Here is a 14,609-nt window from a genome sequence, read left to right as displayed (position 1 = left end):
ACGTAATGCTGAAGTTTCCGATCTATCTCGATTATTCGGCCACTACGCCGGTTGATCCGCGCGTTGCGCAGGCCATGATTCCCTGGCTGACCGAGCAGTTCGGCAACCCGGCCAGCCGTTCGCATGCCTTTGGCTGGGCGGCGGAAAAAGCCGTGGAGGATGCCCGGGAGCAGGTCGCCGCGTTGGTCAATGCCGATTCGAAGGAGATCATCTGGACCTCCGGCGCGACCGAGTCGAACAACCTTGCGATCAAGGGTGCTGCGCACTTCTACAAGGGGAAGGGCAAGCACGTCATCACGCTGAAGACCGAGCACAAGGCAGTACTCGATACCGTGCGCGAACTTGAGCGTGAGGGCTTCGAAGCGACTTACCTCGATGTGCAGGAGAACGGCCTCGTCGACCTCGAAGCGTTCAAGGCTGCCTTGCGTCCGGACACCATCCTGGTGTCGGTGATGTTCGTCAACAACGAAGTCGGTGTGGTCCAGCCCATCGCCGAGATCGGTGAGTTGTGCCGTGAGCGCGGCATCATCTTCCATGTCGACGCGGCACAGGCAACTGGCAAGGTCGAAATTGATCTGGAGAAGCTCAAGGTCGATCTGATGAGCTTCTCTGCGCACAAGACCTACGGTCCCAAGGGCATCGGCGCGCTGTATGTGCGGCGCAAACCGCGCGTCCGCCTGGAGGCGCAGATGCATGGTGGCGGTCACGAGCGCGGCTTGCGTTCGGGTACGCTGGCAACCCACCAGATCGTTGGTATGGGCGAGGCCTTCCGCATCGCTCGTGAAGAGATGGCGAGCGAGAACGAGCGTGTCCGGGGTCTGCGTGACAAGCTGCTGAAAGGCTTGACCGATATCGAGGCCACCTATATCAACGGCGACCTCGAGCATCGCGTGCCGCACAATCTCAACATCTCCTTCGCTTACGTCGAGGGCGAGTCGCTGATCATGGCGATCAAGGATATTGCGGTGTCGTCGGGTTCGGCATGTACCTCGGCCAGCCTTGAGCCTTCTTATGTGCTGCGCGCCCTGGGCCGCAACGACGAACTTGCACACAGCTCGATCCGCTTCACCATCGGCCGCTTCACCACCGAAGAAGAGATCGACTTCACCATCGACCTGTTGCACAAGAAGATCGGCAAGCTGCGCGAACTGTCCCCGCTGTGGGAGATGTTCAAGGACGGCATCGATCTCGATACGGTGCAGTGGGCGGCTCACTAAACATCTGGCAGGAGAAACATCATGGCTTACAGCGAAAAAGTTCTGGATCACTACGAGAATCCCCGCAACGTCGGCGCCTTTGCCAAGGATGACGATACCGTCGCCACCGGCATGGTGGGCGCCCCGGCCTGTGGCGATGTGATGAAGCTGCAGATCAAGGTCGGCAAGGATGGTGTGATCGAAGACGCCAAGTTCAAAACCTATGGTTGTGGCTCGGCAATTGCTTCCAGCTCGCTGGTGACCGAGTGGGTCAAGGGCAAGACCCTGGATCAGGCACTCGAGATCAAGAACACACAGATTGCCGAAGAACTGGCACTGCCGCCGGTTAAAATCCATTGCTCCATCCTTGCAGAGGATGCGATCAAGGCGGCGGTGGCTGATTACCGCAAGAAACACGAGCTCTGAACGAGGGGAATGATCATGGGCGTTACGCTGTCCGCCAGCGCTGCAAAGCATGTTGCCGGTTTCATCGCTAAACGGGGCAAGGGTGTCGGAATTCGACTGGGCGTGAAGACGTCGGGTTGTTCCGGGATGGCTTACAAGCTCGAATTCGTCGACGAAACGCAGGACGAAGATCTGGTTTTCGACAGCCATGGCGTCAAGGTGATCATCGACCCGAAGAGCTTGCCCTATCTTGAAGGCACCGAGCTGGACTTTGTCCGCGAGGGCTTGAACGAAGGTTTCAAGTTCAACAACCCGAACGTCAAGGATCAATGCGGTTGTGGCGAAAGCTTCAATGTCTGATCCCTGTGCGCAGGTTTAAGCTGGCATGAGCATCGACCTCAAGCAGGATTTCTTTGGTCTTTTCGGCTTGCCGCGCGCCTTCGCAATCGACGAGGCCAAGCTCGATCAAGCTTGGCACGAGTTGCAGGCCAGGGTGCATCCTGACCGTCACGCCCATCTGTCCGATGCCGAAAAGCGCGCTTCGATGCAGTGGGCCACGCGGGTGAACGAGGGCTATCGCACCTTGCGCAAGCCCTTGCCCAGGGCGCAATACCTGCTGGAGCTCGCGGGTGTGGATGCGGGGCTGGAAACCAACACTGCCATGTCCCCTGCGTTTCTGATGGAGCAGATGGAGTGGCGTGAAGCCGTTGAGGAGGCGCGCCAGGCGGGTGATGTCGATGCACTGGAAAGCCTGCATGTCCGCCTGCGGACGCACTCGAAAGAGGTCATGGCCGGACTTGGACATGCACTTGACGACAAGGCCGACTTTGACGCTGCAGCCGATACCGTGCGCCGCCTGATGTTCATCGAGAAACTACAACACGAGATCGACGACGCCCTAGAGGCGCTCGAGACCTGAACCTGGAAAGCCCTGATGGCCTTGTTGCAGATCGCTGAACCCGGGATGTCGACCGAGCCGCACCAGCACCGGCTTGCCGTCGGCATCGACCTTGGCACTACGAATTCGCTGGTGGCGACGGTGCGCAACAGCATCGCTGTCTGTCTGGCCGATGACACTGGTCGCGCCATGCTGCCATCCATCGTCCGCTATCGTGCCGACGGCAGTGTCGATGTCGGCCTGGCCGCAGCCAAAGCTCAGGCTACCGACCCCAAGAACACCATTGTCTCGGTCAAGCGTTTCATGGGCCGGGGTCTGAAGGATGTGGCGCATGTCGAGACCATGCCCTACGACTTCGAAGACAGCCCCGGTATGGTGCGTCTTCGCACCATTCAGGGGGTGAAAAGCCCGGTCGAGGTGTCTGCCGAAATCCTGCGCGCGCTGCGCGAACGTGCCGAGGCCAGCCTGGGCGGCACCTTGACGGGTGCCGTGATCACCGTACCGGCTTATTTCGATGAGGCCCAGCGTCAAGCCACCAAGGATGCGGCCCGACTGGCCGGCCTTGAAGTACTGCGTCTGCTCAATGAGCCGACGGCTGCGGCTGTGGCCTATGGTCTGGACAACGCAGCGGAGGGTGTTTATGCGGTCTACGACCTGGGCGGAGGGACCTTCGACCTCTCGATCCTGAAACTGACCCGCGGCGTGTTCGAAGTCCTGTCTACCAATGGCGATGCCGCATTGGGCGGCGATGATTTCGATCATCGCCTGTTTTGCTGGATGCTCGACCAGGCTGCAATTGATCCGCCTTCCTCTGAAGATGGTCGTCGATTGCAGATCAAGGCGCGGGAAGCCAAGGAGTTGCTCACCTCCTGCGAGGAAGCACCGATTCACGTGAAGCTTGGCTCTGGCGAAGTGGTGGACCTGGTCGTCACTCGCGACCAGTTCGCGGAGATGACCCGGCATCTGGTGCAGAAGACCTTGGGCCCGGTGCGCAAGGCCCTGCGCGACGCGGGTCTGGCCCCAGAAGACATCAAGGGTGTGGTGATGGTGGGTGGTGCCACCCGGATGCCGCACATTCAGCGTGCGGTGGCCGAGTACTTCGGCCAGGAGCCACTGACCAATCTCGACCCCGACAAGGTTGTTGCGCTTGGTGCCGCGATGCAGGCCAATGCCCTGGTCGGCAACCGGGCGGCGGATGAGGACGACTGGTTGTTGCTGGACGTCATCCCGCTGTCGCTGGGACTCGAGACCATGGGAGGCCTGGTGGAAAAAGTGGTGCCGCGCAACGCCACACTGCCGATCGCCCGCGCCCAGGAATTCACCACGTTCAAGGACGGCCAGACTGCAATGGCCTTCCACGTGGTTCAGGGCGAGCGCGAACTGGTTGCCGACTGTCGTTCGCTGGCGCGTTTCGAGTTGCGTGGCATTCCGCCCATGGTGGCCGGTGCCGCGCGGATTCGTGTGACCTTCCAGGTTGACGCCGATGGTTTGTTGTCGGTTTCTGCCCGCGAGATGTCATCCGGGGTTGAGGCCAGTGTGCTGGTCAAGCCGTCCTATGGGCTGTCGGATGACGAGATTGCCGGCATGCTGAAGGCGGGCGTCGAACGTGCCGAGGACGACATGCTGGCGCGTGCCTTGCGCGAACAGCAGGTGGAGGCTGATCGGGTCATCGAGGCGACCGAGCAGGCGTTGGCAAGCGACGGACATTTGCTTGATGCTGGCGAGCGTGCGCAAATTGATGCTGCCATCGACACGCTGCGCAAATTGCGTGACGGCAAGGATCATCGTGCGCTCAAGACCGGCATCGAGACGCTTGCGCGCGAAACCGACGAATTTGCTGCCCGCCGTATGGACAACTCCATCCGCGCGGCGTTGGCTGGCCAGAAGATAGACGAGATTCAGGTATGACCCAGATCATAGTACTGCCCCATGTCGAGCTGTGCCCGGATGGCACGGTGATCGAGGCCGCTGCCGGCACCTCGATCTGTGATGCCTTGCTCGAGAACGGCATCGAAATTGAGCACGCCTGCGAGAAGTCCTGTGCGTGCACCACCTGTCATGTGATCGTGCGGGAAGGTATCGACAGCCTTAACGAGGCAGAGGAAGAAGAGGAAGATCTGCTGGACAAGGCGTGGGGGCTGGAGCCTCAATCGCGGCTATCCTGCCAGGCTCTGGTGGCAGAGACGCCGCTGGTGGTCGAGATCCCACGCTACACCATCAACATGGCGCGGGAGGGCAAGCACTGATGAAATGGACCGAAGTGCAGGAAATCGCGATTCAACTGAGCGAAGCTCATCCTGAGGTGGATCCGCTCAAGCTCAATTTTGTCGATCTGATGCAATGGGTGATGGCCTTGCCCGAGTTTGACGACGATCCCAAGCATTGTGGCGAGCGCATTCTTGAGGCCATCCAGCAAGCCTGGATTGACGAGGTTTCCTGAACGTGCCAGCGGCTCACAAGGGAAGGCGGCCAGTGCAGACCCGGGCCACCGAGGGGCGCCGAGGCGCCCCTCAATGTTTCAGTATGGACCGTGGGCGGCTGTTTCAGTGGTTTCGTTGATGGTCAGCCAATACACCCCCAGCTGCCCAACCACCTGGATGAAGCGCTCGTAATCAACCGGCTTGCGGATATAGCTGTTCGCACCCAAGCGATAAGCCTGTTGCAGATCGCGTGTTTCTCGTGAGGTGGTCAACACCACCACGGGCAGCAACGCCGTATGTTCGCCGGCACGAATCCGCCTGAGTACCTCAAGTCCATCGATTCTGGGAAGTTTGAGATCGAGCAGGATCAACACCGGCATCACCGTCAGGTCTCGACCTGCGTGGGTACCGGTGCCGTTCAGGTAGTCGATGGCCTCCACGCCGTCACGCGCGATGACCACCGGGTTGGTGATCCCATTCTTACCGAAGGCTCTGAGTGTCAGGGCTTCGTCGTCGGGGTTGTCTTCGATGAGCAGGATGGGGCGGTCCATGGCCATTTCTTGATTCAGTCCGCTAGTTTCTTATTACCGCGGCAGCCATCAGCCCGCCGCTTCTCAAGCCTTGCCGCCCGGCAGGTCTTCCCGTTTGAGCAGAAAAACCATGTCTTCACCACCTTCGGTGGACAGCCAACTGAAGGGTAGATCGGGGAAGGCGTTTTCGACAAGGTCGCGATTGTGCCCGATTTCGACCGCAAGTATGCCTTCAGGATGTAAGTGCGTCGCGGCTTCGGCAATCAGGCGGCGGACGATATCCAGCCCGTCTTCACCTGCCGCCAGCGCCATGTGTGGCTCATGCAGGTATTCGGGTGGCAAGGCGGCCATTGCGTCTGCGGTGACGTATGGTGGATTGCTGATGATCAGGTCAAAACGACGGTCGCCAATTGCGTCGAACAGATCACTGTGCACCAGTTCAATCTGATCGTTCAACCCGTAGTCATCGACATTGCGGCGGGCGACCGCCAGCGCGTCCTCCGACAGATCGACGGCGACCACATCGGCATTGGGAAAGGCTTGGGCCATCAGGATTGCGAGGCAGCCCGAACCGGTGCAGAGGTCCAGGGCACTGGTGACGGTCTGGGGATCTTCGACCCAGGGCGAAAAACCGTCATCCAGCAGCTCGGCAAAGAACGACCTGGGCACGATCACGCGTTCATCAACATGAAAACGATACTGTCCCAGCCAGGCCTCGTTGACAAGATAAGCGGTGGGGATGCGCTCAACGGCTCGCCGTTCGATATTGTCGAACAGGGCCTGGCGTTCGTCCGAGGGAATGCAGGCATCAAGGAAGGGGTCCAGTCGTTCCAGCGGCAGGGCGAGGGAGGACAGGATCAGCCAGGCAGCTTCGTCAAATACGTCGGTAACCCCATGGCCGCAGAAGATGCCGGCACGATTGAATCGCGTTACGGCATAGCGTAGCCAGTCGCGCACGGTGACGAGTTCGGCCAGTGGGCCGCTCTCGTGTTCGTGCTCGTCTTCGTGGTGTTCGTGGTCGTGATGGGTCATGGGGCCTCAGGCGGCAAGAAGGGTACGCAGGGTGCGGAAATAGATTTCGGACAGGGGCTCGACGGCGTCAACCGCGACACACTCGTTGATCTTGTGAATGCTGGCATTGACCGGGCCGAACTCGACGACTTCCTTGCAGATGTCGGCAATGAAACGCCCGTCAGAGGTGCCGCCAGTCGTGGACAGCTCGGTCTCGACACCCAGCGTGTCCTGGATGGCAGTGCTCAACGCACCCACAAGTTGTCCCCGGCCGGTGATGAACGGCTTGCCCGACAGGTGCCAGCTCAGGTCGTAGTTCAGACCGTGTTTGTCGAGAATGGCCTCGGCACGGGCCTTGAGTTCGTCGGCACTGCTGACCGAACCAAAGCGGAAATTGAACAACACCTCGCATTCACCAGGGATGATGTTATTGGCGCCGGTGCCTGCGTGGATATTGGACACCTGCCAGGTGGTCGGCGGGAAAAATTCATTGCCTTCGTCCCAGCATTCGGCCGCAAGTTCGGCCAGTGCCGGTACCAGCTCGTGAATGGGGTTGCGTGCCAGATGCGGGTAGGCAACATGGCCTTGTACACCCTTGACCCGCAAGGTACCGGACAAGGACCCCCGCCGGCCGTTCTTGATCATGTCGCCCAGTCGGTCGACCGAGGTCGGTTCGCCGACCACGCAGTAATCGAGCAACTCGCCGCGAGCCGCGAGTGCTTCGACAACCTTGACCGTGCCGTGGGTCGCGATGCCTTCCTCGTCGGAGGTCAGCAACAATGCGATGCTGCCGGTGTGGTCGGGGTGTGCGGCAATGAAGCGCTCGATCGAGGTGACGAAGGCGGCCAGCGAGGTCTTCATGTCGGCGGCTCCGCGTCCATAAAGCCTGCCGTCGCGGACGGTCGGCTCGAAAGGAGCGGAATCCCAGCGTTCGACAGGGCCGGTGGGAACGACGTCGGTATGACCGGCGAAGCACAGTACCGGTGCTGTATCGCCACGCCGTGCCCAAAGGTTGCAGACGCCGCCAGTGTCAATACGCTCGAGCTTGAAACCCAGTGGTGCCAGACGGGAAGCGATCAAATCAAGGCAGCCGGCGTCCTCCGGGGTCACCGAATGGCGTGCGATCAACTCGCAGGCAAGCTTGAAGGTAGGGGTGTCGGGGATGGGTGTCATCTTGTTCTGGAAGCGGATCACCGTTGTGGGTGATCGTCGATGTGCAAGGTAAATTCGCGGAAGGATGCGCCTTCCGGATCGGTGTTCTCGAAATCGAGTGTGGGTTTGTTACGCGTGTCGGCTGCTGCCTTCGAGTCGTTGCCCAGTTGGGCATTATTGATCAACCACGACAGATTGGTCGGCGAGTCGGCATTGGCCAGGGCTTCGTCCAGCGTGATGATCTTCTCGTGGTAAAGCCGGAACAGGTCCTGTTCGAAGGTCTGTGACCCTGGCGCCAGGCTTTGTTCCATGGCCTCCTTGATTTCATTGAGCTCGCCACGCTCGATCAGCTCGGAGATGTGGCGGGTATTCATCAGGGTTTCGACCGCGGGCGTGCGTTTGCCATCGGGCTTGCGCACCAGACGCTGCGAAATGATGCAGCGCAGGGCGACCGAGAGGTCGAGATACAGCAGCGGCCGGTTTTCCAGCGGGAAGAAGTTAACGATGCGGTTCAATGCATGATAGGCATTGTTGGCGTGCAGGGTGGCCAGGCACAGGTGGCCGGTCTGCGAATAGGCGAGGGCGGCCTGCATGGTTTCGCGATCGCGGATTTCGCCGATCAGGATGCAGTCAGGTGCTTGCCGCATCGCGTTGCGCAGGGCCTCATGCCAGCTCAGCGTGTCGATGCCGACCTCGCGCTGGTTGACGATGGATTTGCGATGCTTGAACAGGTATTCGATCGGGTCTTCGACGGTCAGGATGTGTCCCGAGCGATTGCGCACCCGGTGGTCGATCATCGACGCCAGCGTGGTGGATTTGCCCGAACCGGTGGCACCGACGACCAGCACCAGACCGCGCTTTTCCATCACCACATCGCTGAGCGTGGACGGTAGGCCCAGCTCGGCGACGGACGGAATATCGCCCTGGATGAAGCGCACCACGATGGCGACCGAGTTGCGCTGCCAGAACACGTTGACGCGAAAGTTGCCCACATCCCGGCGCCCGAAGGACAGGTTCAGTTCCTTGTCGCGTTCGAAACGCTCGATCTGTTCGGGCGACATCATCTCGTAGATCATCTTCTGAATCATGGCCGGTTCCATGATCTGCTGATTGATCGGCATGGTGTGCCCCTGGATCTTGATGTGGATCGGGGCGCCAGCGGTGATGAAGATGTCCGAGGCCACCTTTTCGGCCATGAGCTGGAACAGCTTGTCGAAAATCATCGGGACGAACTCCATCTACGAGAGGATGAGGCGGGGCCAAGGCCCCGCATTGGCGCGGTTGAGGATCAGGCGCGCAGCAGGTCGTTGATCGCGGTCTTGGCGCGGGTCTGGGCGTCAACCTTCTTGACGATGACGGCGCAGTACAGGCTGTACTTGCCATCGGCGGAGGGCAGGCTGCCCGGCACCACCACCGAGCCGGCAGGTACGCGACCGTAGTGGACTTCGCCCGTTTCGCGGTCGTAGATCTTGGTGCTCTGGCCGATGTACACGCCCATCGACAGCACGGCGTTTTCCTCGATGATCACGCCTTCGACCACTTCCGAGCGGGCACCGACGAAGACGTTGTCCTCGATGATGACCGGACCGGCCTGAACGGGCTCGAGCACGCCGCCGATACCGACACCGCCGGAGAGGTGCACATTTTTGCCGATCTGGGCGCAGGAGCCGACGGTAGCCCAGGTGTCCACCATGGTGCCCTCATCGACATAAGCGCCGATGTTGACATAGGACGGCATCAGCACCACGTTCTTGCCAATGAAGCTGCCCTTGCGTGCCACGGCAGGTGGCACGACGCGGAAACCACCCTGCTGGAACTGCTCCGGGGTGTAGTCACCGAACTTGGTTTGCACCTTGTCGAAGAAGTTGAGGCTGCCGGCCGGCATGATTTCGTTATCACGCAGGCGGAAGGAGATCAGCACGGCCTTCTTGATCCACTGGTTCACCACCCACTGGCCGTCCTTCTTCTCGGCGACGCGCAGGGTGCCGGCATCGAGGCCGGCAATGACGGCTTCCACCGCATTGCGTACTTCGGCGGGGGCGGAAGAGGGCGACAGGCTGGCGCGGGTGTCGAAGGCGGTATCGATGATGGCTTGCAAGTCTTGCATTGGGGACTCTCTTACAGTTTTTGACAGAAGGCGACAATGCGCTCGGCCGCTTCGACGCACTCGGGGGTGTCGGCAACCAGCGCGATGCGCACGAAGCCCGCGCCGGGGTTGATGCCCCCGGATTCACGGGCGAGATAGCTGCCGGGCAGGACGGTTACATTATATTCGGCCTGCAGCCGGCGAGCGAATTCGGTGTCGGCAATCGGTGTCCGCGCCCACAGGTAGAAGCCGGCGTCGGGCAGGGATACATCCAGCCAGCGCGCCAGCATCGGGGTGACACGGGCGAATTTTTCACGGTAGAGGCGGCGGTTTTCGACGACATGCGCTTCGTCGTTCCATGCCAGCGCCGAGGCGGCTTGCACGGTGGTGCTCATCGCGCAGCCGTGGTATGTGCGGTAGAGCAGGAAGTCCTTCAGGATGCGTGCATCGCCGGCGACAAAGCCTGAGCGCAGTCCGGGTACGTTCGAGCGTTTGGACAGGCTGGAGAACATCACGATGTTGCGGAAGTCGCTGCGGCCCAGCCGGCTTGCGGCTTCGAGCGCGCCAATCGGCGGTGCCGCATCGTCGAAGTAAATCTCGGAATAGCATTCGTCGGCAGCGATGACGAAATCATGTCGGTCCGATAGTTCGAACAGATGCTGCCACTCGTCGAGCGACAGCACCCGGCCGGTCGGGTTGCCGGGCGAGCAGACATAGACAAGTTGCACGTCGCGCCAGACGTCCTCGGTGACCGCGGCGAAATCGGAGCCGAAGTTGTTATCCGCAACATTATTGATGAATACCGGCTCTGCGCCTGCCAGAAAAGCCGCCCCTTCGTAGATCTGGTAGAAAGGGTTGGGACACAGTACCTTGGCGCCGTTGCGGCTGGGGTCGACCACACATTGGGCGAAGGCAAACAAGGCTTCGCGTGAGCCATTGACCGGCAAAACCTGGGTCGCGGGATTGATTGCGGGCAGTGCGTAGCGGCGCTGAAGCCAGCTTGCAATGGCCTGGCGGACCTCGATACCCCCCAAGGTGGTGGGATAGGTGGCCAACCCGTCCAGCTGATCAGCGATGGCTTGCCGGATGAAGGCCGGTGTCGGGTGCTGGGGTTCGCCGATCGACAGCCGGATGGGGCTGAAACCGGCGGGCGGGGTCAGGCCATCAAACAGGTGGCGCAATTTCTCGAACGGATAGGAATGCAGACGGGTCAGGTTCGGATTCACTTTGGAACACTTTTTGCCGGAAGCGGCGGACGGGTCATGAAGGCCGAAGATGTTATCATGCGACGCCTTGCCGGCGGCTCCGGATCACCCGGTGCAGCAGGCATTCCATCTGTATTCCTTACCGATCAAGCGCTCTGACGTGCGGCTTTCCAAGCTCAAACTCGCCGGATTCAAAACCTTCGTCGATCCAACCACCGTGCAGATGCCAGGCAATCTGGTCGGCGTGGTGGGCCCCAATGGCTGCGGCAAGTCGAACATCATCGACGCCGTGCGCTGGGTGTTGGGCGAGACGCGCGCATCCGCCTTGCGTGGCGAGTCGATGCAGGACGTGATCTTCAATGGGTCGACCACGCGCAAACCGGTGTCGCGTGCCAGCGTGGAGCTGGTGTTCGACAATCAGGAGGGGCGTGCGGCCGGACAGTGGTCGCGTTATGCCGAGATCTCGGTCAAGCGCGTGCTCGACCGCAGTGGTGAGTCCACCTACTACATCAACAACGTCCACGTCCGTCGCAAGGACGTGATTGACCTGTTTCTCGGTACCGGGCTGGGGCCGCGTGCTTACGCCATTATCGAGCAGGGCATGATTTCGCGCATCATCGAGGCGCGACCTGAAGAGATTCGCGGTTTCCTGGAGGAGGCTGCGGGCGTCACCAAATACCGCGAGCGCCGTAAGGAAACCGAAGGCCGCCTGTCGGATGCCCGTGACAACCTGGCCAGGCTTGACGACATCCGGATGGAACTGGGTGAGCGCATCGGTCATCTCGAGGCCCAGGCTGCAGTTGCCGAGCGTTTCCATGCGCTGAACAACGCGCACGTCGAGAAGCAGCAACTGTTGTGGCTGATCAAGCGCAACGAGGCACGTGCCGAGCAGATGCGCCTGGCGGACGAGCTTAACCGCAATACCTCACGCATCGAAACCGACAGCGCCCGTCTGCAGGAGCTCGAGGCTGCGGTCGAACAGGCGCGCGAGGCGCATCTGGGCGCGTCAGAGGCCGTTCATGGTGCGCAAAGTGACCTGTTCGCGGTCAGTGCCGAAGTGGCCCGTCTGGAAACCGAGCTGCAGCACCTGGGCGAGGCGCGGCGACGTCTGGAAGCCCGCCTGACCCAGCTGGAAATCGATCGGACGCACTGGCAGGCACGACAGTCTTCCCTGACCGAAGAGCGTACGCGCTGGCACGAACTGGCCGAAAACGCCGCGATGAGGGTCGAGCAGGCCGACGGGCGGCATGTCGAGATCGCCGACCGCTTGCCCGACGCTGAATCTGCCCGCCAGTCCGCCGAGGCGACGGTGACCACTGCCCGGCGTGAGCTGGCGCAAACCGAGCAGCAGTTGCGGGTAGAGGAAGCCAACCGTGCAAGTGCGGCCCGTGCGCTCGATGCCCTGCAACAACGCAGGGCGCGGCTTGAAGCCGAACGAGGCGCTATCCAGGGGCCGGACGCAGTGATGGTGGCCGAACGCGAGGCCAGACTCGAAGCCATGAAGGATGCGCTCGAGGCACAACAGCATGAACTGATGGTGTTGCAGGCGCGTCAGCCTGAGGCGCAGGCTGCGCTCAAGGCCGCGATGGAGTCTGAGCGCGCGGTTCAGCGCCGGCTCACCGAGTTGCGCGCGCGCCGGGACGCACTGATGCAGCTTCAGGCCAAGGTGCAGTCACAGGGCAAGCTGGGTGACTGGCTCAAACGCCTGGGCTTCGACAGCCTTCCACCGCTCTGGCGTGCGCTGCGGGTGGCGCCCGGCTGGGAGTCGGCCGTCGAAGCCGTGTTGCGCGAGCGTCTGGCCGCGCTGACCGTCGAGGGCGCGCAGGCTGACGGTGTTGCCCGCAGCATGCTCGATGAGCTGCCGCCCGACTCGCTGGCGCTGGGTTTCATTGACGGCACCAATGGGGCTGCCGCCTTCGTCGCACCGGCGAGTGCGCAGGCGCTGATCGACAAGGTCACGCTGACCGATGTGACGCTGCGTCCGCTGCTGGAGGGCTGGCTGAGCGGGTGCTTCGTGGTCGATCGGCTGGACGAGCATTTGCCTGTCCGGGAGCAGCTTCAGGTCGGCGTTTGCCTTGTCAGCCAGCAAGGCCAGGTATTGACCCGCCACTCCTTGACGCACTTCGTGCCCGACAGTCGTACCCATGGCGTGATGGAGCGTCAGCGCGACATCGATCAGCTGACCGAACAACACGTCGCGCTTGACGAGGAAGCGGCGCGTGCTCATGAAGCGTTGACGGTAGCGGAAGCCGCCGCTACGGAACTTCAGGACCGCATCAATCATCTCCGCCGTGAAGTGCAGACGGCGCAGGCACAGGTGCATGCCGAGCAGGTCGAGGTGCTCAAGCTCAGCCAGGCCCGCAGCCGCGCCGATGAACGCTGTGCCCAGCTGGAGCACGATCTGGGCGATCTGGTGCATCTCGAAGCCACTGAGCGCGAACACCAGACCCGGGCTGAGCTTGAGCACGGACGTGCCGCTGAATTGGCCGAATTGCAGGCTCATCGACTCGATGCAGCGATGGAGGTGATGCGCGAGCGCGAGCAGTCGCTGCGTGAGTTGCGTGCGCTGGAGCAGGCGTGCGCGCGTGAGCTGCAGGAGGCGCGGTTCTCCGAGCGGGAATGCGCGGGCAAGCTCGACGATATCGCACGCAACCTGCAACTGGCGATCGAGCAGCTGGAGCGTATCGAGACTGAGCGTCGTGCCCGCGAGCAGGAACTCGAAGCCACTGACGAGGGGCGCAGCCACGATGCCTTGCAGACCGCCCTTGGTCTGCGCGCCAGTCGCGAAACCGCGCTGGCCGCCCGGCGCGATGCGCTCGAACAAATCACCGCCAGCCTGCGCCAGACGGAAGAGCTGCGCATGCGTACCGAGCAGGAAGCCGTGCCGATCCGCAATCGGGTGGCCGAGCTGCGGCTTGCGGTGCAGGCGGCCGAGATGGCATCGGCCCAGTTCGACGAGCGGCTGGTCGAGGCTGGGGCAGACGAGAACGCACTGGCGCCGCTGCTGGCGACCGACCCCAAGGAAACCACGCTGCAGCGCGAGGTGGCCCGACTGGCGCGCGAGATTGCCGAGCTTGGCGCGGTCAACCTTGCGGCGCTGGACGAACTGCGTGCGGCGAGCGAGCGCAAGGGCTATCTCGATGCCCAGACCGATGACCTGCTGCAGGCGATTTCCACGCTGGAGGATGCCATCCGGCGCATCGACCGGGAAACCCGCGAACAACTGCAAGAGACCTACAATACGGTCAATCGGCAGTTCTCGACCTTGTTCCCGCAGTTGTTCGGGGGCGGGCGGGCCGAGCTGGTGCTGACCGGCGACGAAATCCTCGATGCCGGTATCCAGATCGTGGCACAGCCGCCAGGCAAGAAGAACGCGTCGATCCAGCTTTTGTCTGGTGGTGAGAAGGCATTGACAGCGATCGCGCTGGTGTTTGCGATGTTCCAGCTCAATCCGGCACCATTCTGCATGCTTGACGAGGTCGACGCACCGCTGGACGATACGAATACCGAACGCTATGGGCAGATGGTGAAGCGTATGTCATCGCAGACGCAATTCATTTTCATCAGCCATAGCAAGATCACGATGGAGATTGCCCAGCAGCTGGTCGGCGTGACCATGCAGGAGCAAGGCGTCTCGCGCGTTGTGGAAGTGGATATTGAAGAGGCGTTGCGACTGGCCGAGTCGGCCGCAGCGTAACAACAGGAA

Annotated in this window: 14 protein-coding genes; 8 read left to right on the top strand and 6 right to left on the bottom strand. The window is 61.6% G+C overall.

Features of this window, described 5'->3' with window-relative positions:
- Nucleotides 1-5 precede the first annotated feature (5 nt).
- Genes DNK49_RS14400 through iscX form a run of 7 tightly spaced genes read left to right on the top strand, consistent with a single transcriptional unit; the run spans nt 6 to nt 4,939 of the window.
- Entirely contained in the window at nt 6-1,217 is a 1,212-nt protein-coding gene (locus DNK49_RS14400) for an IscS subfamily cysteine desulfurase (protein ID WP_110525876.1), read from the top strand.
- 21 nt (nt 1,218-1,238) lie between these two features.
- Nucleotides 1,239-1,622: a Fe-S cluster assembly scaffold IscU gene (gene iscU, locus DNK49_RS14395; RefSeq protein ID WP_110525873.1), complete on the top strand. Its 384-nt coding sequence runs from the start codon at nt 1,239-1,241 to the stop codon at nt 1,620-1,622.
- 15 nt (nt 1,623-1,637) lie between these two features.
- Complete coding sequence (iscA, locus tag DNK49_RS14390) at nt 1,638-1,961, top strand: iron-sulfur cluster assembly protein IscA (protein ID WP_110526026.1); 324 nt, start codon at nt 1,638-1,640, stop codon at nt 1,959-1,961.
- Nucleotides 1,962-1,986: 25 nt separating this feature from the next.
- On the top strand, nt 1,987-2,520 hold the full coding sequence (gene hscB, locus DNK49_RS14385; protein WP_110525869.1) for a Fe-S protein assembly co-chaperone HscB: 534 nt from the start codon (nt 1,987-1,989) through the stop codon (nt 2,518-2,520).
- Nucleotides 2,521-2,535: 15 nt separating this feature from the next.
- Nucleotides 2,536-4,407, top strand: coding sequence for a Fe-S protein assembly chaperone HscA (hscA, locus tag DNK49_RS14380; protein ID WP_110525866.1), 1,872 nt, complete (start codon nt 2,536-2,538; stop codon nt 4,405-4,407).
- Nucleotides 4,404-4,745, top strand: a complete 342-nt coding sequence (gene fdx / locus DNK49_RS14375; protein WP_110525863.1) for an ISC system 2Fe-2S type ferredoxin — start codon at nt 4,404-4,406, stop codon at nt 4,743-4,745. Before hscA ends, fdx begins: the two co-directional genes overlap by 4 nt.
- Nucleotides 4,745-4,939, top strand: coding sequence for a Fe-S cluster assembly protein IscX (gene iscX, locus DNK49_RS14370; RefSeq protein WP_110525860.1), 195 nt, complete (start codon nt 4,745-4,747; stop codon nt 4,937-4,939). The genes fdx and iscX overlap by 1 nt, the downstream gene beginning before the upstream one ends.
- 78 nt (nt 4,940-5,017) lie before the next feature.
- Here the strand turns inward: iscX and DNK49_RS14365 are convergent, their stop codons facing one another.
- The 6 genes from DNK49_RS14365 to dapC form a co-directional block, all read right to left on the bottom strand.
- Entirely contained in the window at nt 5,018-5,476 is a 459-nt protein-coding gene (locus DNK49_RS14365) for a response regulator (protein WP_110525857.1), read from the bottom strand.
- A gap of 57 nt (nt 5,477-5,533) precedes the next feature.
- The gene (gene prmB, locus DNK49_RS14360) at nt 5,534-6,481 is read right to left on the bottom strand and encodes a 50S ribosomal protein L3 N(5)-glutamine methyltransferase (RefSeq protein WP_110525854.1); all 948 of its coding nucleotides are present in this window, start codon (nt 6,479-6,481) and stop codon (nt 5,534-5,536) included.
- 6 nt (nt 6,482-6,487) lie between these two features.
- Nucleotides 6,488-7,633 (bottom strand): succinyl-diaminopimelate desuccinylase, encoded by a 1,146-nt coding sequence (gene dapE / locus DNK49_RS14355; protein ID WP_110526023.1) that lies wholly within the window; start codon nt 7,631-7,633, stop codon nt 6,488-6,490.
- A 17-nt stretch (nt 7,634-7,650) separates the two neighbouring features.
- Complete coding sequence (locus tag DNK49_RS14350; protein WP_110525851.1) at nt 7,651-8,835, bottom strand: PilT/PilU family type 4a pilus ATPase; 1,185 nt, start codon at nt 8,833-8,835, stop codon at nt 7,651-7,653.
- Between the two features lie 65 nt (nt 8,836-8,900).
- Complete coding sequence (gene dapD / locus DNK49_RS14345; RefSeq protein ID WP_110525847.1) at nt 8,901-9,719, bottom strand: 2,3,4,5-tetrahydropyridine-2,6-dicarboxylate N-succinyltransferase; 819 nt, start codon at nt 9,717-9,719, stop codon at nt 8,901-8,903.
- A gap of 11 nt (nt 9,720-9,730) precedes the next feature.
- A complete protein-coding gene (gene dapC / locus DNK49_RS14340) occupies nt 9,731-10,924 on the bottom strand; it encodes a succinyldiaminopimelate transaminase (protein ID WP_110525844.1) in 1,194 nt (397 codons plus the stop codon).
- A gap of 139 nt (nt 10,925-11,063) precedes the next feature.
- Between dapC and smc the strand changes: the two genes are divergently transcribed.
- Nucleotides 11,064-14,600 carry a chromosome segregation protein SMC gene (gene smc, locus DNK49_RS14335; RefSeq protein WP_207806991.1) on the top strand — a complete coding sequence of 1,179 codons (3,537 nt, stop codon included), beginning with the start codon at nt 11,064-11,066 and terminating at the stop codon, nt 14,598-14,600.
- Nucleotides 14,601-14,609 lie beyond the last annotated feature (9 nt).

It is taken from the genome of Parazoarcus communis SWub3 = DSM 12120 (assembly GCF_003226565.1).
Classification (GTDB): Bacteria; Pseudomonadota; Gammaproteobacteria; order Burkholderiales; family Rhodocyclaceae; genus Parazoarcus; species Parazoarcus communis.
The sequence above is the reverse complement of the archived record's forward strand: the minus strand, read 5'-3'. Positions and strand labels throughout refer to the sequence as shown.

What these genes read in the sequence shown, in the direction of transcription:
- iscU (WP_110525873.1), top strand. Translation starts at nt 1,239, where the DNA reads ATGGCTTACAGCGAAAAAGTTCTGGATCACTACGAGAATCCCCGCAAC.
- iscA (WP_110526026.1), top strand. Translation starts at nt 1,638, where the DNA reads ATGGGCGTTACGCTGTCCGCCAGCGCTGCAAAGCATGTTGCCGGTTTC.
- DNK49_RS14400 (WP_110525876.1), top strand. Translation starts at nt 6, where the DNA reads ATGCTGAAGTTTCCGATCTATCTCGATTATTCGGCCACTACGCCGGTT.
- prmB (WP_110525854.1), bottom strand. Translation starts at nt 6,481, where the DNA reads ATGACCCATCACGACCACGAACACCACGAAGACGAGCACGAACACGAG.
- hscA (WP_110525866.1), top strand. Translation starts at nt 2,536, where the DNA reads ATGGCCTTGTTGCAGATCGCTGAACCCGGGATGTCGACCGAGCCGCAC.
- dapE (WP_110526023.1), bottom strand. Translation starts at nt 7,633, where the DNA reads ATGACACCCATCCCCGACACCCCTACCTTCAAGCTTGCCTGCGAGTTG.
- iscX (WP_110525860.1), top strand. Translation starts at nt 4,745, where the DNA reads ATGAAATGGACCGAAGTGCAGGAAATCGCGATTCAACTGAGCGAAGCT.
- fdx (WP_110525863.1), top strand. Translation starts at nt 4,404, where the DNA reads ATGACCCAGATCATAGTACTGCCCCATGTCGAGCTGTGCCCGGATGGC.
- dapD (WP_110525847.1), bottom strand. Translation starts at nt 9,719, where the DNA reads ATGCAAGACTTGCAAGCCATCATCGATACCGCCTTCGACACCCGCGCC.
- DNK49_RS14350 (WP_110525851.1), bottom strand. Translation starts at nt 8,835, where the DNA reads ATGATTTTCGACAAGCTGTTCCAGCTCATGGCCGAAAAGGTGGCCTCG.
- DNK49_RS14365 (WP_110525857.1), bottom strand. Translation starts at nt 5,476, where the DNA reads ATGGCCATGGACCGCCCCATCCTGCTCATCGAAGACAACCCCGACGAC.
- hscB (WP_110525869.1), top strand. Translation starts at nt 1,987, where the DNA reads ATGAGCATCGACCTCAAGCAGGATTTCTTTGGTCTTTTCGGCTTGCCG.